Annotated in this window: 19 protein-coding genes and 1 tRNA gene; 8 read left to right on the top strand and 12 right to left on the bottom strand. The window is 54.4% G+C overall.

Going from position 1 to position 21129, the window contains the following annotated elements:
- Positions 1–58 precede the first annotated feature (58 nt).
- The 3 genes from ACTJIK_RS18730 (at position 59) to ACTJIK_RS18740 (ending at position 7071) form a co-directional block, all read left to right on the top strand.
- Entirely contained in the window at positions 59–3982 is a 3924-nt protein-coding gene (locus ACTJIK_RS18730) for a discoidin domain-containing protein (protein ID WP_440648900.1), read from the top strand.
- Between the two features lie 62 nt (positions 3983–4044).
- Positions 4045–6237 (top strand): TonB-dependent receptor, encoded by a 2193-nt coding sequence (locus ACTJIK_RS18735; RefSeq protein ID WP_440648902.1) that lies wholly within the window; start codon positions 4045–4047, stop codon positions 6235–6237.
- A gap of 27 nt (positions 6238–6264) precedes the next feature.
- Positions 6265–7071: a helix-turn-helix domain-containing protein gene (locus tag ACTJIK_RS18740; protein ID WP_440648904.1), complete on the top strand. Its 807-nt coding sequence runs from the start codon at positions 6265–6267 to the stop codon at positions 7069–7071.
- Between the two features lie 60 nt (positions 7072–7131).
- Here the strand turns inward: ACTJIK_RS18740 and ACTJIK_RS18745 are convergent, their stop codons facing one another.
- From ACTJIK_RS18745 to ACTJIK_RS18755, 3 genes are all read right to left on the bottom strand, one after another.
- Positions 7132–8064 carry a sugar phosphate isomerase/epimerase family protein gene (locus tag ACTJIK_RS18745; RefSeq protein WP_440648906.1) on the bottom strand — a complete coding sequence of 311 codons (933 nt, stop codon included), beginning with the start codon at positions 8062–8064 and terminating at the stop codon, positions 7132–7134.
- 106 nt (positions 8065–8170) lie between these two features.
- Entirely contained in the window at positions 8171–8908 is a 738-nt protein-coding gene (locus ACTJIK_RS18750) for a hypothetical protein (RefSeq protein ID WP_440648908.1), read from the bottom strand.
- 209 nt (positions 8909–9117) lie between these two features.
- Positions 9118–9996 carry an NAD(P)-dependent oxidoreductase gene (locus tag ACTJIK_RS18755; RefSeq protein WP_440648910.1) on the bottom strand — a complete coding sequence of 293 codons (879 nt, stop codon included), beginning with the start codon at positions 9994–9996 and terminating at the stop codon, positions 9118–9120.
- A gap of 140 nt (positions 9997–10136) precedes the next feature.
- Between ACTJIK_RS18755 and ACTJIK_RS18760 the strand changes: the two genes are divergently transcribed.
- The 3 genes from ACTJIK_RS18760 (at position 10137) to ACTJIK_RS18770 (ending at position 12685) form a co-directional block, all read left to right on the top strand.
- Positions 10137–10505: a winged helix-turn-helix transcriptional regulator gene (locus ACTJIK_RS18760; protein ID WP_440648912.1), complete on the top strand. Its 369-nt coding sequence runs from the start codon at positions 10137–10139 to the stop codon at positions 10503–10505.
- Positions 10506–10591: 86 nt separating this feature from the next.
- Positions 10592–12007 carry a baeRF7 domain-containing protein gene (locus tag ACTJIK_RS18765; RefSeq protein ID WP_440648914.1) on the top strand — a complete coding sequence of 472 codons (1416 nt, stop codon included), beginning with the start codon at positions 10592–10594 and terminating at the stop codon, positions 12005–12007.
- A 75-nt stretch (positions 12008–12082) separates the two neighbouring features.
- Positions 12083–12685, top strand: coding sequence for a hypothetical protein (locus ACTJIK_RS18770; RefSeq protein ID WP_440648916.1), 603 nt, complete (start codon positions 12083–12085; stop codon positions 12683–12685).
- Here the strand turns inward: ACTJIK_RS18770 and ACTJIK_RS18775 are convergent.
- The 9 genes from ACTJIK_RS18775 to sufB form a co-directional block, all read right to left on the bottom strand.
- Positions 12645–13367: an HNH endonuclease gene (locus tag ACTJIK_RS18775; protein ID WP_440648918.1), complete on the bottom strand. Its 723-nt coding sequence runs from the start codon at positions 13365–13367 to the stop codon at positions 12645–12647. The two genes, ACTJIK_RS18770 and ACTJIK_RS18775, sit on opposite strands and share 41 nt — an antisense overlap.
- Positions 13368–13463: 96 nt before the next feature.
- Positions 13464–13916 carry a YciI family protein gene (locus ACTJIK_RS18780; protein WP_440648920.1) on the bottom strand — a complete coding sequence of 151 codons (453 nt, stop codon included), beginning with the start codon at positions 13914–13916 and terminating at the stop codon, positions 13464–13466.
- 44 nt (positions 13917–13960) lie between these two features.
- Positions 13961–14431, bottom strand: coding sequence for a GAF domain-containing protein (locus tag ACTJIK_RS18785; RefSeq protein WP_440648922.1), 471 nt, complete (start codon positions 14429–14431; stop codon positions 13961–13963).
- Between the two features lie 47 nt (positions 14432–14478).
- Positions 14479–14787: an SUF system Fe-S cluster assembly protein gene (locus tag ACTJIK_RS18790; protein ID WP_440648924.1), complete on the bottom strand. Its 309-nt coding sequence runs from the start codon at positions 14785–14787 to the stop codon at positions 14479–14481.
- 6 nt (positions 14788–14793) lie between these two features.
- Complete coding sequence (locus ACTJIK_RS18795) at positions 14794–15225, bottom strand: SufE family protein (protein ID WP_440648926.1); 432 nt, start codon at positions 15223–15225, stop codon at positions 14794–14796.
- Positions 15226–15238: 13 nt separating this feature from the next.
- Positions 15239–16483 carry an aminotransferase class V-fold PLP-dependent enzyme gene (locus ACTJIK_RS18800; RefSeq protein WP_440648928.1) on the bottom strand — a complete coding sequence of 415 codons (1245 nt, stop codon included), beginning with the start codon at positions 16481–16483 and terminating at the stop codon, positions 15239–15241.
- 11 nt (positions 16484–16494) lie between these two features.
- Positions 16495–17811, bottom strand: coding sequence for a Fe-S cluster assembly protein SufD (gene sufD / locus ACTJIK_RS18805; protein WP_440648930.1), 1317 nt, complete (start codon positions 17809–17811; stop codon positions 16495–16497).
- Positions 17812–17814: 3 nt separating this feature from the next.
- A complete protein-coding gene (gene sufC, locus ACTJIK_RS18810) occupies positions 17815–18582 on the bottom strand; it encodes a Fe-S cluster assembly ATPase SufC (protein ID WP_440648932.1) in 768 nt (255 codons plus the stop codon).
- Positions 18583–18599: 17 nt separating this feature from the next.
- Positions 18600–20045 (bottom strand): Fe-S cluster assembly protein SufB, encoded by a 1446-nt coding sequence (gene sufB, locus ACTJIK_RS18815; protein ID WP_440648934.1) that lies wholly within the window; start codon positions 20043–20045, stop codon positions 18600–18602.
- 283 nt (positions 20046–20328) lie between these two features.
- On the opposite strand from sufB, the gene ACTJIK_RS18820 reads away from it, so the two are divergent.
- Both ACTJIK_RS18820 and ACTJIK_RS18825 read left to right on the top strand, forming a co-directional pair.
- On the top strand, positions 20329–20898 hold the full coding sequence (locus tag ACTJIK_RS18820; RefSeq protein WP_440648936.1) for a helix-turn-helix transcriptional regulator: 570 nt from the start codon (positions 20329–20331) through the stop codon (positions 20896–20898).
- Between the two features lie 58 nt (positions 20899–20956).
- Positions 20957–21030, top strand: a tRNA-Lys gene (locus ACTJIK_RS18825).
- Positions 21031–21129 lie beyond the last annotated feature (99 nt).

Here is a 21129-nt window from a genome sequence, read left to right on the forward strand (position 1 = left end):
CCCTGACCGTTTGTAATTATTCTGATAAGCATTTTTCAACCAATTAAATCGAACCCACATGCGCAATTTTGCTGCCTGTCGTTCCCTGCGAACGCGCCACCCGATCGTTGTATCGTTACGGACCTTTATCCTGGCCATTGCCCTCAGTCTTGCAGACGGCCTCGAAACCGCCTCCGCCCAGCAGCTTGAAATGAAGGTCAATGCCGGCAACCCCAACATGCCTTACTGGGTGAAATTGATGTACAGCGACAATCCCGATCCCGAGAAAGTGACCGAAGAATTTGAGAAGTATTATGAAAGCCACCCTTTCGAAAAGAACGAGTACACACAGTACTACAAACGCTGGATCCGCGAGATCAGGCGAAACCCTTACAGCACGGCGCCCGGCAAAAAGCTCAGCAGTTACGACCTCCAGCAGGCGCGCAATTACCTCGCCCGGTCCGACCAGGCGCGTAACCTCCGCGCGCTCAGCGGCGTAGCCGCCTGGACGGGCGTTGGCCCCGTTAATTTCGACAACGGCGCCGCCGGCACCAGCTATGCTTCAGGCGCGGCGCACGTTTACACCGTTGAGCAATCGCTGAGCAATACCAGCGTGCTCTATGCAGGAACGGCCACGGCCGGGTTGTATAAGTCCACCGACAAAGGCCTCAACTGGACCCCGCTGACGGATAACATGCTGGTGCAAAGCATACTGTCCGTGGAGATCGACCAGACGAACCACAACACCGTGTATTTCGGCGGCAACAACAAACTCTACAAAAGCACAGACGGGGGCGTTACCTTCAACCAGGCCGGGGACGCCACTTTCAACAGCGTGAACCACACGGTCAACGACATCGTTTCCCGTCCCGGTTTTGCCAGCACTCTTTTTGTGGCATCCAGCCAGGGCCTGTACCGCTCCACCGATGCGGGAGCCACCTTCACACAGGTAATGGCCGGCGCTTTCCAGGAAATAGAATTCAAGCCCGGCAATAACAGCACCATTTATGCCATCCGGCAAACCGGCGTCAAGACCGAGTTCTACAAAAGCACGGACGCCGGCGTCACCTTCACCCTCAAGACCACCGGCTGGCCCAACCCTACTGCCGCCGGAGAAGAACAGAAACGCACTGAGATCTCCGTAACACCCGCCAATGCCGACATCGTGTATGCGCTCGCAACCGGCGTGGCCGATGGCGGCAGCGGTTTGTACGGGATCTATAAAAGCACCGATTCGGGGGAAACCTGGTCGTTCGCCTGCTGCGGCACCGGCCCTGGCGGCGCGCCCAATGCCACTACCAACAAGAACCTCATGGCCTGGGCCGATGACGGCTCCGATGATGGCGGGCAGTATTACTACGATCTCGCCCTGGACGTGAGCCATTCCGACGCCAACAAGATACAGCTGGGCGCGGTGAACCGCTGGCAAAGCACCGATGGCGGCGTCACCTGGACCTGCCCCGCCAAATGGAGCCATTCCAATAAAGTGGACTACGTGCATGCGGATATACACGACATCCGCTTCTACGGCAGCGACCTCTGGATCGCCTGCGACGGCGGCATTTTTTATTCCAGCGATGGCGGCGCCACTTTCCAGATACGCATGAAAGGCATTATGGGCACGGATTTCTGGGGCTTCGGCGCCGGCAACTGGGAAGGCAACCGCGTAATGCTCGGCGGCACTTATCACAACGGCACCCTGCTGAAGGACAACAATACTTATACAGACGGATGGATCAGCACCGGCGGCGGCGACAATTATCTGGGTGCAGTGTCGTACGCGCAGGACCGCATCGTGGTGTTCGACTACGGGCGTAAACAGCTTACCGGCAACCGCACGCAGGCTCCCATCAACCTTGCCAACGGCAAGCTCCCCAACCGCTCCTACACCATAGGCCAAAGCAGCGACATCATCTGGGATGCGCAGAATTACAACATCGTATACCTCGGCGAAGGCAACCAGCTGTGGAAGTCCGTAGACGGCGGCGGGAATTACACTTCCCTCTACGACTTCACCGAAAAGGTGGGCAACATTGCCGTGGGGTATAAGAACAATTCCATCATGTACGCCACCACACTCGGCAGCGTCAAAAAAGTATACCGTTCCGCGGATGGCGGCGCCAGCTGGACGCTGATCACGCCCACCGGCCTGTCCAGCACCGGCGTAGCCTTTGACGTGGCCGTAAGCTCCGCCAACCCCGACCATGTGTGGCTGGCCCGCGTGAACTCCACCGTAGACGGGCAGAAAGTATACAAAAGCACCGATGGCGGCGCCACCTGGACCAACCTGAGCACCGCCACGCTGAACGGCGAGCAGGTGACCAATATCGTGTACCAGCGCGGCACCAACGGCGGCGTGTACATCGGTACCAAACGCGCCGTGTATTACAGGAACAACACGATGGCGGACTGGGTGCTGTACAACACCGGCCTGCCCGCGCTCAGCTTCAGCACACGCCTCCACATCGATTACAAGGACGCCAAAATACTCAACGCCACCAGCCGCAGCGTATACATGAGCGACCTCTACGAAGCCACGCCGCCCGAAGCCATGATAGCCGTGGATGGCACTACCAAAACCGTGGGCGACACCGCGAGGTTCTACAACAACTCCGCCCACCAGGTGACCAGCGCGGCCTATTCCTGGAGCTTCCCTGGCGGCACGCCTTCCACCAGCACACAGCGTAATCCCAAAGTAGTGTACGGCTCGCCCGGCGTGTATTCCGTTTCCCTTACGGTAACAGACGACCAGGGGAACAACAGCATTACCAACACGAATTTCATCACCGTTACAGGCGGCATCAACCTCATCAACGACGCCATTTACGAGCTGAAACCCGCCAACGCGCTCACCCGCAACCTGCAGGTGTTCCAGGGCGGCACAACAGACGGTACCAACGTGAACATCTTTACAGATAACAATGCTTCGCATCACCGCTGGAAGCTGGTGAACCTTGGCAGCGGTTACTACAAGCTGCTGCCGCAGCACACCACCGGCAAAGCCCTGGATGTGAATGGCGGCTTCACGGCCGACGGCACCAATGTGCACATGTGGACGGATAATTCCGGCAATGCGCAGAAATGGAAGATCGCGGACGTTGGCGGCGGATATTTCAAGCTGCAGGCCTACAACGATCTCAGCAAAGTGCTGGACGTACAGAACGGGGCAGACAGCAACAATACCAATGTGCAGATCTATACAGACAATGGCAGCAACGCCCAGAAATGGCGCTTCGATCTCATCTCCGCCCCTACCTGCTCCAGCGGCGGCGCAGTGCCGGCCAAAACGAACTGGACGGTGAAGTATGTTGATTCCGAAGAACCCACCGGCGAAGGCACCAACAATGGCCGCGCCATACATGCGATAGACGGCAACACGGCTACCTACTGGCATACCGCCTGGAGCACCGGCTCGCCCGCGCATCCGCATGAGATACAGATCGACCTGGGAGCCTGCACTTCCATTGGCCGCATCGGCTACCTGCCGCGGCAGGATGTTGGTACCAACGGCACCATTGCCCAGTACGAGATCTACACCAGCAGCGACGGCGTGACCTGGGGCACCGCGGCCGCTACCGGCACCTGGAGCACCAGCGGTAAAACCGAGCGCATCGTGACCTTTACGGCCCGCAACGCCCGGTTTGTGCGCCTCCGCAGCCTGAGCAGCATCAGCAGCGGCGCATGGGCCAGCGCAGCGGAAATAAACGTGTACGAACCGCTGCCTATGGAGGCGAAACCCGAGCCTGAAACAGGCAGCAGCGTGAGCAGCGCAATAGTTTACCCGAACCCCGCACAGCAGTTCCTCAACATCCAGCTGCCCGGTAACGCCAAGCTGCCGCTGCGTTACTGGATCCACAACATGGACGGCAGGCTGCGCCAGTTCGGTACGCTGCAAGGCAGCATCCACCAGCTCAATATCGCCTCACTGGCCAACGGCATGTACATCCTGACCATCGAAGGAATGGAAGGACGGCAGACCCTGCGGTTCGTGGTGCAGCGGTAATTTTTTTAAGAGGCCGCTTCCGCACGGAGGCGGCTTCTTTCAACCAAAATTCAAAACGATACATGAAACTCTACACATTAACCTGGCTCCTGCTGTTACCCGCGCCCGCACTGGCGCAACAGCAGAGGGCAGACAGCATACACCCGCTGGCGGAGGTGATCGTAACCGCCAATAAGTTCGAGGAAAAAAGCAGGTATGTGGCGCAGAAAGTGGAAGTAATTCCTTTTCATACAATTGAAAATTCTTTGTCAGGCAACACCGGCGGCCTGCTGGAACAGACCGGGAAAGTGTTCATACAGCGCAGCCAGATGGGCGGCGGGAGCCCCGTGCTGCGCGGGTTTGAGGCCAGCCGCATTTTGCTGGTGGTAGACGGCGTGCGGATGAACAATGCCATTTACCGCACCGGCCATTTACAGAACGTGATCACCATCGACGACGATATCACCGAAAAAGTGGAGATCATCTACGGCCCTGCGAGCACCATTTACGGCTCTGACGCGCTCGGCGGGGTCATACACTTCCAGACGAAGAAACCGGTCTTAAATGCCTTTAAAAGCACCCTTTCCACCCGTTTCAACAGCGGGAGCAACGAATTCACCGGTCATGCCGATGTGAATGCCGGCGGCAAACGGTTTGCTTCGCTCACTTCCTTCAGCTACAGCCGTTTCAGCGACCAGCGGCAGGGCGCCAGGCGCAATAAGGACGACGGCGGCTGGGGGTTGAGGAATGAATACATCACCACCATCAACGGCCGCGATTCCATTGTAAAGAACAGCAACCCGAACATCCAGCGTTTCAGCGGCTACAAACAATACGACCTCCTGCAAAAGCTGCTTTGGCAGCCGCGTGAAGGAAGCAGCCACCTGTTGAACCTGCAATATTCCACCAGCTCGGACATCCCGCGGTACGACCGCCTGACGGACCTCCGCAACGGCGCGCTGCGCTGGGCCGAATGGTACTACGGCCCGCAGGAACGGCTGATGGCCGCCTACCAGTACAGGAACACCCGCCTGCGCGGCTTCTTCGACCAGCTGCTGCTGGGTGCCAGCTACCAGGATATAGAAGAAAGCCGCATGCAGCGCGCTTACCGCAAACCGGAACTGGAATCACGCGTGGAGAATATACAGGTGGCCGCTTTTAATGCGGACCTGCGGAAGAGCAAAGGCCGGAGCGAGCTGAATGTGGGGATCGACGGGCAATTCAATTTCCTGGAGTCCACCGCCTTTTTCACCCACACCGGCACGCAGGTAAAAACAGAAGGACTGGACACGCGGTACCCCGACGGCGGCAGCACCATGCATTACACCGGCGCGTACATGCAGCATCTTTACAAGATCATTCCCGGCAAACTGATCCTGAACGACGGCCTGCGTGTGAACTACGTAACGCTCAACAGCCGTTTTACAGACACCGCGTTGCTGCACCTGCCCTTCACCGGTGCGTCGCAGCAAAACGTGACCTACAGCGCCAACGCGGGCCTCATTTATTTGCCCGATGTGAAAAGCAAGCTCACGCTGGGTTTCTCCACCGGCTTCCGCGCACCGAACATAGACGATATCGCCAAAGTATTCGAATCTGCCGGCGGCGCGCAGCTGGTAGTGCCCAACCCGGATCTGGAACCCGAGCAGACCTTCAATTTCGACCTGGGGCTGAGCCGGCTTTTCGGCAACATCCTGTATGCGGAGGTGAACGGCTTCTACAGCATTTTCCGCGACGCGATCGTGCTGGACCGGTTCACCTTTAACGGGAAGAACGAAATGCTGTACAACGGCGAGCTGACGCCGGTAGTGGCCAGCCAGAACAAGGCGAAAGCGCGCATCATGGGCTTCCAGGGCGCAGTTTCGCTGCAACCCGCGGAGGGCCTCCGCGTGTACAGCCATATTACCTTCACTCACGGCCGCTATACCGGTGCAGACGGCAAGGATGTGCCAATGGACCACATCCCTCCGCTGTTCGGCAAAACCGGCGTGAACTACCGGTGGAAATGGCTGGAAAGCGAAGCTTACGCGCTTTACAATGGCTGGAAAAAAGTGAAAGATTACAACCCGAGCGGCGAGGATAACCTGCAATATGCCACGCAGGAAGGCATGCCTTCCTGGTGCACCCTCAACCTGTCCGCCACCTTCACCCTGCACCCTAAGCTGAAGGCGCAGGCAGGGCTGGAAAACGTGCTGGATGAGCATTACCGCGTATTCGCCTCCGGCATCGGCAGCCCGGGGCGGAGCCTGGTCCTGAAACTCCGCGCTTCCTTCTGAAGCAGATTATGTACTTTTATATCCTGTATGGAACCACAGGAAAAATATTCAAATGGGAGAATACCCGTACCGGCCAACTGGGAAGAGGTGTTCTCGCATTTTTATTTCGCAGCCAACAACGGCGAGGCGCCGGTACGTAAAACGCTGGTGCCCTCTTTTGAGACCATTCTCGTGTTCAGCTTCGGCAGCCCGGTGATCGTTCATTTACCGGGCAAAGACGTGCCCGTGCACAAAAGCATCGCCATCGGCCCGTTAAAAACAGCGTTGGAATACACACAGCCGCCGGGCAATGAAATACTAGTAGCCAACTTCAGGCTGGATGCGTTTTACCGCCTTTTCGGGCAAAGCCTGCAGGGCCGCAGCCAGTATCTCAAAGATCCTGACGCGCTGGTAAAAGGACATTGTTTTTCCTCCCTCTGGGAAACGCTCAACGCCACGCCGGACAACGAAAAAAGAGTGGAGCTGATCCTGGATATGACGGCAGGTTACCTCCGCGACCGCGAAGCCGCTTCTGAAGACATTATCCGCAACCAGGGCACACCGCTGAACCCTGTAAAGGTGATTGCCTCCGAAACCGGGCAAAGCGAGCGGAACGTGCAGCTGAATTACCAGAAATACCTGGGCTTCAGCGCCAAGGAAGCCCACCGCCACCGCCGCTTCCTGCGCGCCGTGGAGCTGCTGAACAACCGGGGCACGCCCGACTGGTTCGAAGTGATCGATCAATGCGGGTTCTATGATCAAAGCCACCTGATCCGCGACTTCAACCATTACCTTGGCATTTCTCCCACCGAATACCTGCGCCTGCGGGAAGACGTTTGCGTGGCGGGCGGATAAAGCCGGCGCCGGCATGATAGCGGCCTGGGCAAAAGAAGTAGAAGCAGCTTACGCCGCAAATCAGCCCATCGCTTTGCGCAGCATTTCCACGCTCTTCTGCACGCCGGTTTCCGCGGCCTCTTTCCCTTCAAACTCAATAGCGATGTAGCCGCGGTAATCCACTTTGCGAAGTATCTGGATGATGCGCGGGTAATCGAGGTCCAGCGTATACCATTCCCCGCCGCCGTAATACGTTTTCGCCTGTACGAAATTGGCGTACGGCGCTACTTTCTCCAGCTTGTCGTAAGGGTCTTCGAGGAAGTTGCCCGTGTCCATCAGCACGCCCAGCCAGGGGCTTTCTATTGCTTTACGGATGCGCAGCAGGCCTTCGGGCGTGCTGGTGAGGCCCCAGTGGTTTTCCAGCGCCAGCAATACGCCGCACTCCGCAGCTTTGGGCAGGCATTTCTCAATGCTGTCTATGCACCATTTAAATGCGTCTTCTTCCGTGTAACCGGGAATGGGCTGCTCCACCCCGCGGGCTTTCATGAGATCGTCGAATGATTTAATGGTGCCCCAGCGGCCGGAATTGAGCCTGATGGCGGGGATGCCCATTTTATAGGCCAGCTCTATGCAGCGGATGGTGTGGTCGATATCTTTCTGCCGCTCGGCGGCATCGGGCGATACGAAATCCTGGTGGATGGAAAGGCTTACCAGGTCCACGCCGTTCAGGAAAGCATGGCGTTTCAGCTTTTGCAGGTAGGCATTGTCTTCCCCATCCATCTGGCGGTGCAATACATCCACTCCTTCCACGCCCAGCCTGGCTGCTTCGTCTATCACCTTTTCGATGGGCACTTTTGGGGTCCTGAAATGCCAGTAAGAATAGCTTGAAACAGCCAGCTTGAACGGTTTACCCGCGGGCGGAGGCGTGGCAGCCTGTACTGCGGCTGATGGCAAACCCAGCAGGGCTGCGCCACCCAGGCTGTTTTTCATAAAGGAACGTCGGGTTAAGCTCATGGGATGTTGATTTTGGTATACAGGAAAATACAGATAATCCATTAGAAGCAGAAACAAAAAAAGCGGCCGCAAACGCAACCGCTTTCCGAAAAAGATATGAAAGTTATTACCACCCGAATTCCAGGCCCTGGGAAGGGGTGTTTACATTGTTGAATTCATTGCGCACGATCTTTGCGCCCTTCAGGCCGGTGACGCGGAAATAATCGACGCTGCCGTAACCTTTGAAGGTCACGCGCACATCTTTGAGACGGCCGATGGCGCCGGCATAGCTTATACTTTTAGCCAGTGTGCCGTTGATATACACCGCGCAGGTATTTCCATTGGTACGCAAGCTTACTTCCGTCCAATCCTCAAAAATACGCACCAGCTCGGGTACGCTCACCGCCCCTTCAGTGCCTACTTTCAGGTGAGTATATCCTACATGGGCGGCACTGCCTATAAAAGAAACGGTTGCGATCTTGTTTTGCCCGTAAAGGTGAAGCGACATATCGTACGAAGCCAATGCTCCGGCCGCCGTCGAAGGATTTTTTAATCTTACCGTATAGTTCAGCGTATCCGCAGACGCCTGGCTCAGGTAACATGTATCCGAATTTCTTGACAACTGCATAGTGGTCCAGTACGGAGCCGCATACGGCGCAGAAAACATATGGAATACGCCGCCTGATACATACGGAAGAATGGATACCGTGTCGGCGCTCCAGACGGGCGCATCGGTGGAAAACACACCCTGCATACCATACTGGCAGGCTGATTCCTCAGGTTCAGGCTCTGGCGTATTATTATCTTCACATGAAAAAAGGAAGGTGAGCAGCACCGCTCCTAACAAATTGAATTTGATGTTCATAGTGTATCGGGTTTGTATATATAAGGATACAAAATAATACAGTCCGGCATGTATTCCAACATATTTATCATAAAAAAACGGCGGGAAACAAAAAAGCGGCCGCATATGCAGCCGCTTTTGTATGATGTTCACTGTATCCTACCAATAAAATTCCAGGCCCTGGAAAGGCGCGCTCACGCTGTTGGACTCGTTGCGCATGATCTTGGGCCTTAACCCGCCCGCAGCACTTTTATAACCGCCGCTACTTCCTCCGAGCCATAACCCGCCGCCTCGGCCCTTTTCAGCAGGGAAGCCGCCAGCGCGGGAAACTCTGAATTAATGCCGGCGTCGATAGCTGCCTGCTCTATTCTCGCAGTAGCCTCCACGGATATACGCAGCGGGCTTTCACCGATCGTATAGTCGTTCGCGTGTATCTTGTCGCCTTCATATTTCAGGAACTCGCCGAAGGTGGGCGTAATGCCGGCAACGATATCGCCGAACTCGTTTACCGGCAGCCCTTCCGCTTCCATCACCCTTGCGCCGTGGAAAAAACCGATGGAAGAGCCGTAGATGTAGGATAAAGTGGCAAGATCCACCGTCGGTGCGGCCGCAATGTTGTCACCAAGATCCCTGATGCCTCCGCCGAATACTTCCAGGATATGCCAAACGGACTGCAATACCTGTTTGTTCCCCGAAACCAGGACCGGCGTATCTGGCCGGCCCATCTGGCTGGGAGCGGCCTGTATGGCGCCGTTCACATAACCCGCGCCGTTGACCGTTGCCCATGCAAGGCTGTTGCGGGCCTCCGCGGGGCTGATGGTGGTCAGCTGCAGCAGTATGCGGCCTTCCAGCACGGCTTCTGCTTCCGGGGTCTGCAATATTGCGGCAGTGGCTTTATGGTCGTATACGCAAATTACAGTTACCGGGCTGGCCGCAATCGCCGCGGCAGCGCTTTCTGCCAGCACTACGCCCGCTTTCACCAGCTCCTGCGCTTTGCCGGCAGTACGGTTCCATGCGGTTACAGTATAACCGGCGCTGAGTAACAGTTTTGCGAGGGTAATGCCCATTGAACCTAAACCGATAACGGTTATTTTTCCTTTCGTTGTCATGATCTGATCTGTTTTTTTGTTGACACAAACTTCCAACGAAATGAGCGGGCAAAAAATAAGGGAAGAATTATTCCCACAGGGAAAATTTCTTCCCGGTTCAGCATTATTTCGATAACATTGTGACACAAAACAGCACAAAAATGTACGAGCGTAAAATACCGGAAGACCTGGACTGTGGCATTAATGTGACCATGAAAGTGTTGAGCGGCAAATGGAAGCCCTGCATTATCGACAGCATCCACCGCGGCATCCGCAGGCCCGTGGAGCTGCATGCCGCCATTCCCGCCGCGGCTCCCCGCGTGATCAATATGCAGCTGCGCGAGCTGGAAGAATTCAGCATCGTTACCAAGAAAGTATACCCGGACAGTGTTCCCCTTAAAGTGGAATATTATCTCACCCCGCTCGGCGTAAGCATCATGCCCGTTGTTACCGCGATCGATAAATGGGGCACTGCCAATAAAGACTGTATAGTGGGCATATGCAAAACAATGGAAGCGGCATGTGAGTGATATGCCGCCTTTAAAGCCGTTCCCGGACTTACTGCCGTATCCTTCAGGTATAAAGTTTGTGTCCACATCCTTAAAACCTGACGATTATGGCAAAGAGCAGAGACGGGAATTTTATTCCACCCAAAAGCAAACCCTCCGGCAACAACAGGAAAGGAACACCTGATATCCGGCGCGAGCTGGATGATGCGGGCGCAGATACCAGCAACGTTCACGTTATGCATCCGAACCGCAATGTGAACAAGCGGGAAGAGGAAGAACTGGCGGAACAGCAGCCAGAATATATCAGCTACAAACAACAGCCGGACACCCTGCAACAGCCGGAAGAAACCACCCGGCCCGAGCCCCTGCCGGACATCTTTTCACGCGAAGATCTTGTGAAGCTGGCCAATCACAGCTCTCCCCATTCCATCTCCATCTTCCTGCCCACACACCGCTCCGGCGTTGAAGTGAACGAGCTGCACGATATGATACAGTTCAAGAACGCCCTGCAGCAGGTGCAGGAGGAACTGCAGGAAAAAGGCCTGCCTATGCAGGAAATAGAATCCCTGCTCATGGGCGGTTTCGATCTTGTTAAAGACGATACTTTCTGGCACAGGCAGCAGGACGGCCTGGCCGTGTTCGTCGCGCCCGGGTTCTTCAGATACTTCCAGCTGCCTTACCCTACTAAAGCCTTCACATACATTCACGATACGTTTTACGTAGGCCCTCTCACTGGGCTGCTGCAGGGCCGCGACCGCTTTTACCTGCTGGCGCTCAGCAAGAGCAGAGCCACCCTGTATGAAGGCGACGGCTGGGGCATGAAAGAAGTTCCGGTGCCGGAAATGCCCCATGGCATAGACGATGTTGTACACTTTGAGGAAAAAGATGACCAGAAATTATTCCGCACCGGCGGCAGAGGCGCGGGCGAAGGCGCTAACTACCATGGCATCGGCGCGGGCAAGCCCGATGAAAAGGAAAATATTTCCATGTATATGGACGAAGTGGACGAAACACTTTGGAAAAAGCTGCTGAGCACCGAAAATGTTCCGCTCGTGCTGGCCGGCGTGGATTACCTGATCCCGCTCTTCAAACAGCGCACACGTTACAGGCACGTCAACGATATCCATCTTTCCGGCAATTTTGAAAGGGAGAATGCATCCACGATGTTCGAAAAAGCCAGGCCGCTGATGCAGCCGTACTTCGAGCAGCCCTTCAACCAGGCGGTGGAACGTTATAACAACAACCGCGCTACCGGCCTTACTTCAGCATCGCCCGAAGACGTGATCCCCGCTTGTTTTTATGCAAAGGCAGACATTGTGTTCGTGCAGGAAGATTGTCATCTCTGGGGCACGTTCAACGAGCAGTACAACCGGCTTATGCTGAACGAAGAAAGGCAGAACGACGACGCCTGCATGCTGAATGCGGCCGTTTCCAAGGCGCTGCAAACCGGCGCCACGGTATACGTAACGCCCAGGGAACATATGCCGGACGGCGCTGTGATAGCGGCTTTAATGAGATATTGACCTGAATACTTATAGCTTCAATTGGTTGAATAGAAGGCCCGCGCGCATAAAGCCGCGGGCCTTCCTGATTTCCTGATGCTGCTCGGGCTAAGGCCTTTCAATTTACCGGCAGCTACCGCCTGGAAGAATTCTTCCATTTTACCCGCAGGCTGGAAAAACATCAGCAGTCTTGCTTCTCCCTCACCTATTTTTGCAAAAGCATGCGGCACGCCGCGCGGTCCGAAGAGGCTGTCGCCTTCTTTCAGTTCTTACATCACATCCCCCACTTTGAAAATAAAATTCCCTTTTGAGCATATACCACCATTCATTCTGGTCGAAATGGTAATGATAGGTGGGCCCGCCGGGCTTTTCGCGCACGGATTCCCACATGTAGATGCCGCCGTTGGGATCTTTGGGGGATACTTTCGTGTGGAAGGTGTCGCCATCGAACAGGGAAAGGCTTTTGTTGAAGCGGTCTTTCCCGGCCCTGACAATAAAAGGTTTTGCTGTGGCTTTGGCTTGCCGGGCAAGTATTTTAATGGAAGCGCAATGCCCGCGGCAGCGGTAAGGGCAAGTTTGAGGAAGGAGTTGCAATGCATGGGATTAGGGAGTCAAACGTTACCTGAATTTAACTATTTCCCGGCAGATGCGGGCGCGGTCAATGTATATTTATCCTTAAATCCTCAACGGTCGAATTAGTACGGCGATGCAGCATCCGGTGACAATTGGCGCAAACTAAAGCGAGGTCGTTTAATGATGTTTTAGTAGAAGCCTTCAGACTAGATAACGGCGTACGGTGATGGCATTCAATAAATCCCCTTCCAATATCTCCATAAGTAAGCTGGAAATCAAACTCACATATCTCGCAGGTAAGTTTTCCAGTTTCTTTCAAAACTTGTTCCTTCTTTTTCTTCACGATTTTTAATGACCGCTCTTTTGTTTTGTGCAACTTATAAATGATAGAACCTTCAAAAACAGCATCATTTTCGGTCTGTTCATCGTCCTCAACAGCTAATATTTCTACCCTTAACTCACTATTTTTATTGATCGTTCTTATCTCTTCCGCGATCTTCTTAAGCTTCTCCTTTTGATTCACAAATTCATGAAAAATAATTCCATCCAACTTAGATGCGTTCCTCATGCCTTTGCCAGTATACCCACTGTCAAATTTTGCAAAGTTAGACAGCTTCAAGGCCACGCCATTGGCATTCCTGAACTTTTCGGAGTCAGGCCTGTCAAATACAATCGGCAATTCTCTTAAAAGCCTACTTAAAGCGATGATTTTAGGATTCTTTTTATCGATGGAGCCTCTGTTGGGAGAAAAATAAAGATCAAGCGCAAGGATGATCTCATCCCGAGACCATTTGGGATTTCGCTTCATTGTGCATTGGAATTGGAACAAGGCAAAATAAAGAAAAAAAACCAAAATGATTACAGGCTGCTCAGATTAAGACCAGCGATATTACACCAGGCATTTTTAATGCTTCGTCTGCTCTATCTGCGAGTGATATTCCAGGTATTTCGGCAGCGCAGCGGAGCCGTACCAGGGGTATATTTCCGCTTCCAGGAGCTTTTCTTTGATGGCGGGATCCGTTACCAGCAGTACTTCTGCTTCCTCTTTTGTTTTAACGGAGAGGATAAAAATGCCGCGGTATTGTTTGTCGTTTTTGCCGAGAGGGCCCGCCACTACCAGCTTGCCGTCTTTTACCAGCTTGCCGATATTGGTCATATGGCCTTTGAAAAGCTCGTTGATCTTTTCTTTGTCGGTGGTTTGGTTGCTGCCGGTTTTGAGGATCACCAGCTGGTACATTTTCATACCGTACTGGTCGGCTCCCAGGCTGTCTGCCAGGGCTTTGTTGAAAGTGGTGTTCTGGGCCTGCGCGGCTATACCGCAGGCGATCAAAAGTACGAGGGAGAATAAGCGTTTCATGGGGTGGAAATTTGGTTGATATACACCCTGAAGGTAGCGGAAATTTATTCAATCCAGCTCACTACCTCTTCCAGGAATTTGCGGTCCGTTTCATCGAAAGTATTGAATTCAGCGCTATCCACATCCAGCACGCCGAACACTTCGCCGTTCTTCATCAGCGGCACTACTATTTCGGAGCGCGACAGGCTGCTGCAGGCAATATGGCCGGGGAATTTCTCCACATCGGGCACTACCAGCGTAGCCGCGTCCGCCCAGCTCGTGCCGCAAACGCCGCGCCCCTTGCGGATGCGCGTACAGGCCACCGGGCCCTGGAAAGGTCCCAGCACCAGCTCTTCCCCTTTAACGAGGTAAAAGCCCACCCACAGCCAGCCAAACTGTTCTTTCAGCGCCGCGGCGATGTTGGCGAGGTTGGCCACCTGGTCCGGCTCACCGGTGATGAGCGCTTTGATCTGCGGAAGCAGCGAGGTGTATTGCTCCGCCTTGTTTCCCTGTATGATGCTCAGGTCTTCTGCCATACTATTAAAATAAAAAGACGCTCGATTAACAGCGTCTTCAGTGGTTATTATAAGAATCCTAATTCGAGTTTTGCTTCTTCGCTCATCATGTCCTTTGTCCATGGCGGGTCGAAGGTGAGCCGCACGTCTGCGCTGGAGACGCCGGGAATGGCTGAGATCTTGTTGTTCACCTCCTCCATGATGCTGCCGGCTACGGGGCAGCCGGGTGCGGTGAGGGTCATGATCACCATTACTTTGCCTTCCTCTCCTATTTCGATCTTGTATACGAGGCCCAGGTCGTAGATGTTCACCGGGATCTCCGGGTCATACACGGTGCGTAGCGTTTCTTCCACCTGGTCTCTGAGTGTTGTTTCCATGATTCGTCAGTTTTGCAGTGATTTGGCCTGGTAACCGATGGCGTACAGCTTGATCTGTTTCAGCATGCTCAGCAGGCCGTTGGAGCGTGTGGGGGAAAGATGGCTGGTGAGGCCGATGGCATCTATGAAGTAAATGTCTGCTTCTGCAATGTCTTTCGGCGTTTGCCCGCTCAGCACCTGGATAACGAGGCCTACCAGGCCTTTCGTGATCACGGCATCGCTGTCTGCGGTGAATACCAGCTTGCCGTCCGCCAGTTCCGCATGCAGCCAAACCTTGCTCTGGCAGCCGCGGATGAGGTTATCGTCTGTTTTATATTTCGGATCGATGAGCGGCAGGTCTTTCCCCAGCTGGATGATGTATTCATACTTTTCCATCCAGTCGCCAAATACTTCGAAGTCCTCTATGATCCTGTCCTGTTGCTCTTTGATAGTCATCATCCCTAGGTTTTGTTTATCCCAGCAAAGTTACGGCTTTATGCACACCTTCCACCAGGCGATCGATGTCTTCCGTATTGTTGTACACTGCCAGGGAAGCGCGTACGGTGCCGGGTATCCCGAAGCGGTCGCAGAGCGGCTGCGTGCAGTGGTGGCCGGTACGCACGGCAATGCCCTGCTGGTCCAGCAATACGCCTACGTCAGACGGGTGCGTGTTTCCCACGAGGAAAGAAATAGCCCCGCTACGGTGTTTGGCTTCCCCGATGAAACGCAGTTCTGGTATAGCTTTCAGCGCAGCGATGGCATATTCGGTGAGCTGGTGCTCATATGCCTGTATGCGGTGAATGCCCAGCTTGGTAGCCCATGCCACGGCCGCTCCCAGCCCGATAGCCTCGCAAATGGCGGGGGTACCGGCTTCGAACTTCAGTGGCGGTTCGCTATAGGTTGTTTTTTCGAAGGTCACATGTTTGATCATGTCCCCGCCGCCCTGGTAAGGCGGCAGCTTGTTCAGCCAGCTTTCCTTTCCGTACAGGATGCCGATGCCGGTGGGGCCGAACAGCTTATGCCCGGAAAGCGCCAGGAAGTCCACATCCAGCTCATGTACGCGGATGGGGATGTGCGCGGCGGCCTGTGCGGCGTCCAGCATTACGGGGATGCCTTGCTCATGCGCGAGGGCGATGATCTCTTTCACGGGGTTCACAGTGCCCATGGTGTTGCTCACCCAGGCAATGGAAACGATCTTTACGCGCGGGTTCAGCATGGAACGGAACGCGTCCATTTCCAGTTCGCCCTTATCGTTGATGGGAATTACTTTCAGCTTTGCATTTTTCTCTTCGCAGACCAGTTGCCAGGGCACGATGTTGGAATGATGCTCCATGGCCGAGATGATCACCTCGTCGCCCGCTTCCAGGAATTCTTTCCGGAACCCGTTAGCCACGAGATTGATCGCGTCTGTAGTGCCTTTGGTAAACACTACTTCATGATGATGCGCGCCAATGAAAGCGGCCACCTGGTGGCGGGCAGCTTCGTAGGCCGCGGTGGCCTGCTGGCTGAGGGTATGTACGCCACGGTGCACATTGCTGTTGTAGGTGGTGTAATATTCCTGCATGGAGCGGATCACGGATACGGGCTTCTGCGTGGTGGCCCCGTTGTCCAGGTACACAAGCGGGCGGCCGTTCACGGTTTGTTTCAGTATCGGGAACTCGTTCCGGACCAGGTCTTGCTCCTGCCAGATGATATGCTCTGCTGTAGTGGTTTCCATGTTATTCCGTTTTAGTTGTTGGTCGCAACAGACAGGTACCTGGAGGCGATCTGCTCCACCTGTTTGCGCACGGCCGGAATTTTAACCTGGGCGGTCACGTCGAATGCGAAGGCTTTCACCAGCATGTTGCGGGCTTCTGCGTCGCCGATACCGCGGGCTTTGAGGTAGAACAGCGCGTCCTCGCTCACCTGCCCGATAGTGGTGCCATGGCTGCATTTCACGTCGTCCGCAAATATTTCCAGCTGCGGTTTGGTGTAAATGTTGGCTTCGGGAGATATCACGAGATTGTTGTTCTGCTGGAAAGCGTTGGTTTTCTGTGCGTCCTCGTGCACATAGATCTTCCCGTTGAAAACGCCGGTAGCCTTGTTCATCATCACTCCGCGGTACAGCTCGTTGCTTTCGCAATGCGGCATGCGGTGATCCACGGAAGAGTGATTGTCCACCAGCTGGGTGCCGGAAGCGATGTAGAAACCATACAAATGGGTTTCAGTACGCTCCGCGTCCAGGGAGATGTTAAGGTTATTGCGCACCAGGTCGGATTCCGACAGGGTGAAAGTATAGTTGTTGTAAAGGCTTTTGCCCATTTGTTCCACCAGCGTCTGGTTGATGAAACGCAGCTTGCCGCCACCGGTCTGCAGCTGGTAATGGCTCAGCTGCGCGCGTTCGGCCACTACGGCTTCGGTCACGCTGTTCACCAGCACGGCGCCTTCAACGTCTACCGCGGCCGCCGATTCGATCAGCTGGGCGGAAGAACCTTCCTGCGCAACCCAGAGGTGGCGCGGGTTTACAAGCAGGTTACCGTTGTTGTGATAGAGGTGGATGATGTGAATGGCTTGTTCCACCTGGGCTTTCGCCTTCACTTCTATAAAAAGGCCGTCATTGAACAAAGCCGTGTTCAGCTGTGCAAAATGATGCTCTTCGAGTTTTTTGCTTTTGTTGAAATACTGCGCATAAGCCGGCAAAGCGGTGGCTTCGCTGAGCTTTTCGACCGTTACCTGCGTAGCGGGCGGCAGCAGGGAAAGCGCCTGGTCCAGCACGCCGTTCACCAGCACGAGGCGGTAAGTATCCGGCAGCAGCAGGCCGGTGGCTTCCAGCTGTTTTTGCGTAATGGCGGGAGCTGCGGGCAGGGCGATGCTGAGGCTTTTGAAATAGGGAACCACGTTGGTGTATTTCCAGTCCTCCACTTTCACCGTGGGGATGCCGCCGAGCGCATGGAAGCGGTCCAGCGCGGCTTTCCTCCCGGGCCAGCCGGCGTTGCCGAACTGTGCGGTGAACAGTGCCGGCAATGTTTCAGCGAATGATATATTATTACTAGTAGTAGTGGTCATGATTTATTGTACGGGTTCTTCTAAACGGATGTCTTCTTTCAGCCAGTCGTATCCTTTTTCTTCCAGCTCCAGCGCCAGTTCTTTGGTGCCCGATTTCACGATACGGCCGTTATAGAGTACGTGTACAAAATCCGGAACGATGTATTCCAGCAGGCGCTGGTAGTGCGTGATGATGATGAACGCATTGTCCTTGCCGCGCAGCTTGTTCACCCCGGCAGAAACGATGCGGAGGGCGTCGATGTCGAGGCCGGAATCCGTTTCGTCCATGATCGCCAGTTTGGGTTCCAGCATGGCCATCTGGAAAATGTCGTTGCGTTTCTTTTCGCCGCCGGAGAAACCTTCGTTCAGGGAGCGGTTCATGAGGTTGGCGTCAAATTCCATCAGCTTCTGCTTGGATTTGAGCATGTCCAGGAACGCTTTGGCCTGCATGGGGGGCTGGCCGTGGTAAGCGCGGATCTCGTTCACCGCTGTTTTGAGGAAGTTGATGTTGGAAACGCCGGGTATTTCTACCGGGTACTGGAAGGCAAGGAAGAGGCCTTCGCGGGCACGAACCTCGGGGCTCATGTCCAGCAGGTCTTTCCCATCAAAATCCACGGAGCCTTCAGTCACTTCATAAGCTTCCCTGCCGGCCAGTACGGAGGCCAGGGAACTTTTACCGGAACCGTTAGGCCCCATGATGGCGTGTACTTCGCCCGCTTTCACATTCAGATTAATGCCTTTCAGAATAGCATTTCCTTCTACTGCAGCATGCAGGTTCTTGATATTGAGCATTTCTTTGTTTGTTTATGTTATCCAACACTGCCTTCCAGCGTAATGGATAATAATTTTTGCGCTTCCACGGCAAATTCCATGGGCAGCTGGTTAAGTACTTCTTTTGCGTATCCGTTCACGATCATATTCACCGCCTGCTCGTTATCTATACCACGTTGGTTCAGGTAAAACACCTGGTCTTCCCCGATCTTGGAGGTAGTGGCTTCGTGCTCTACCATGGCCGTGTTGTTCTTGGATTCGATGTAGGGGAAAGTATGCGCGCCGCAGCGGTCGCCGATCAGCAGCGAATCGCACTGCGTGAAGTTACGGGCGTTGGTTGCGTTGGGGCCTACTTTCACCTGGCCGCGGTACGTGTTGTGCCCGTGGCCGGCGGATATGCCTTTGGAAATAATACGGCTCTTCGTATTCTTCCCGATATGGATCATTTTGGTACCGGTATCTGCCACCTGTTTGTTGGCGGTAACGGCTACGGAATAGAACTCGCCGATGGAATTGTCGCCCTGCAGGATCACGCCGGGGTATTTCCAGGTGATGGCGGAGCCGGTTTCCACCTGCGTCCAGCTGATCTTGGAGTTCTTTCCTTTGCAGATGCCGCGTTTGGTCACGAAGTTGTAGATACCGCCTTTCCCGTCTTTATCGCCGGGGTACCAGTTCTGAACGGTAGAGTATTTGATCTCCGCGTCGTCCAGCGCAATAAGCTCCACCACTGCGGCGTGCAGCTGGTTCTCGTCGCGCATCGGGGCGGTGCAGCCTTCCAGGTAGCTTACGTAGCTGCCTTCGTCGGCAATGATGAGGGTGCGCTCAAACTGGCCGGTGTTCTTGGCGTTGATGCGGAAGTAAGTGGATAATTCCATCGGGCAGCGGACGCCTTTGGGAATGTATACGAAAGAACCGTCTGAAAACACGGCGGAGTTCAGCGCGGCGTAAATGTTGTCTGCCTGGGGCACTACGGAGCCGAGGTATTTTTTCACCAGCTCGGGGTGTTCCTGCACGGCTTCGCCGAAGGAACAGAAGATAATCCCCAGCTCATGCAGCTGTGCTTTAAAGGTGGTGGCTACGGAGATGCTGTCGAACACAGCGTCTACCGCTACGCCGGAAAGCATTTTTTGTTCTTCGAGCGGAATGCCGAGTTTGGCGAAAGTGGCCAGCAGCTCGGGGTCTACTTCGTCAAGACTGTTATACTTTACCTGGTTCTTCGGTGCGGCATAATAGGAAACGCCCTGGAAGTCCACTTCCGGGAGTTTGAAATTCTGCCAGGTGGGCATAGTCAGTTTCTGGAAAAGCTGGTATCCTTTCAGCCGCCATTCCAGGAGCCATTCCGGTTCCTGCTTTTTGGCGGAAATGAAGCGGATAATGCCTTCATTCAGCCCGGGAGGCGCAATATCCATTTCGATCTGCGTCTCAAATCCGAACTCGTAATCGCGGCCCGCCAGTTCCTGCAATATGTCTTGTTCTGCGCTCATATATTTATATACTTCTCTATCAGTTAATTGGGTCTAAAATGCTGAAAATGACCTGGTCGATGCTCCTTAAATTCCGAAATCAAGGTACAAAGATAGTACCTCGGAAGCGGGAATCCCTCATTGTCAGCGGGAATTTCAGGAATGAACGAAAAATTCATTGCTTTGAAATCCCGACAAAGTTACGATATTTGCGAATAAAGCAAGTAAAAACTTGGAAAACTACAAGGCATATCATACCTCTTCAACCGACCGGCTGTTACTGCTGTTAAAAACCAAAGGGCCATTGAGTACCAATGGGATAGCGCAGGAACTGGGCATTACGGGCGAGGGCGCGCGGCAGCAGCTGCAGCGCCTGGCGGAAGAAGGCTGGGTGATATTTGAGTCAATTTCCAAAGGAGTGGGCCGGCCGAGCCTGGTATGGAGCCTGAGCGAGCGGGGCAACCGCCGTTTTCCCGATACGCATGCCGAATTGACGGTACAGCTGATCAACACCATCCGCGACGTGCTGGGCGACGAAGCCCTGGGCAATGTGATCTCTGCCCGGGAGCACAAGGCGCTTTTGCGTTATTACGACATCATTAAGGAAGAAGAAAGCCTGGAAGCCAAGGTCCGCAAGTTCACCGAGCTGCGCAGCCGCGACGGCTACCTGGCCGAATACCGCCGCGAAGGCGAGGGTTTCGTGATGATCGAGAACCACTGCCCTATCTGCGCCGCTGCCAACGCCTGCCACGACATCTGCAAGGTGGAGCTGCAAACATTCCAGCAGATCTTCCGGGAATGGGGCACCATTGAGCGGATGGACCATGTGCTGGAGGGTGCGAGGCATTGCGCTTACAGGATATTGCCTGTTTGATTTTTTGTTTTTTTTATTACATTTGCACTCCCGCGTCAGAAATGACGCGATATATTTTGACTCCCTAGCTCAGTTGGTTAGAGCTACTGACTCTTAATCAGTAGGTCCTGGGTTCGAGCCCCAGGGGGGTCACAGAAGGCGCACCAAGGTGCGTCTTTTTTATTTAAATGATCCCACCAGTTTTCTCTACGCAACACCTATTTGACTCTCAAAAAGTTCGTTGTTTACGTC

This window comes from Chitinophaga sp. 22620 (genome assembly GCF_052044405.1).
Classification (GTDB): Bacteria; Bacteroidota; Bacteroidia; order Chitinophagales; family Chitinophagaceae; genus Chitinophaga.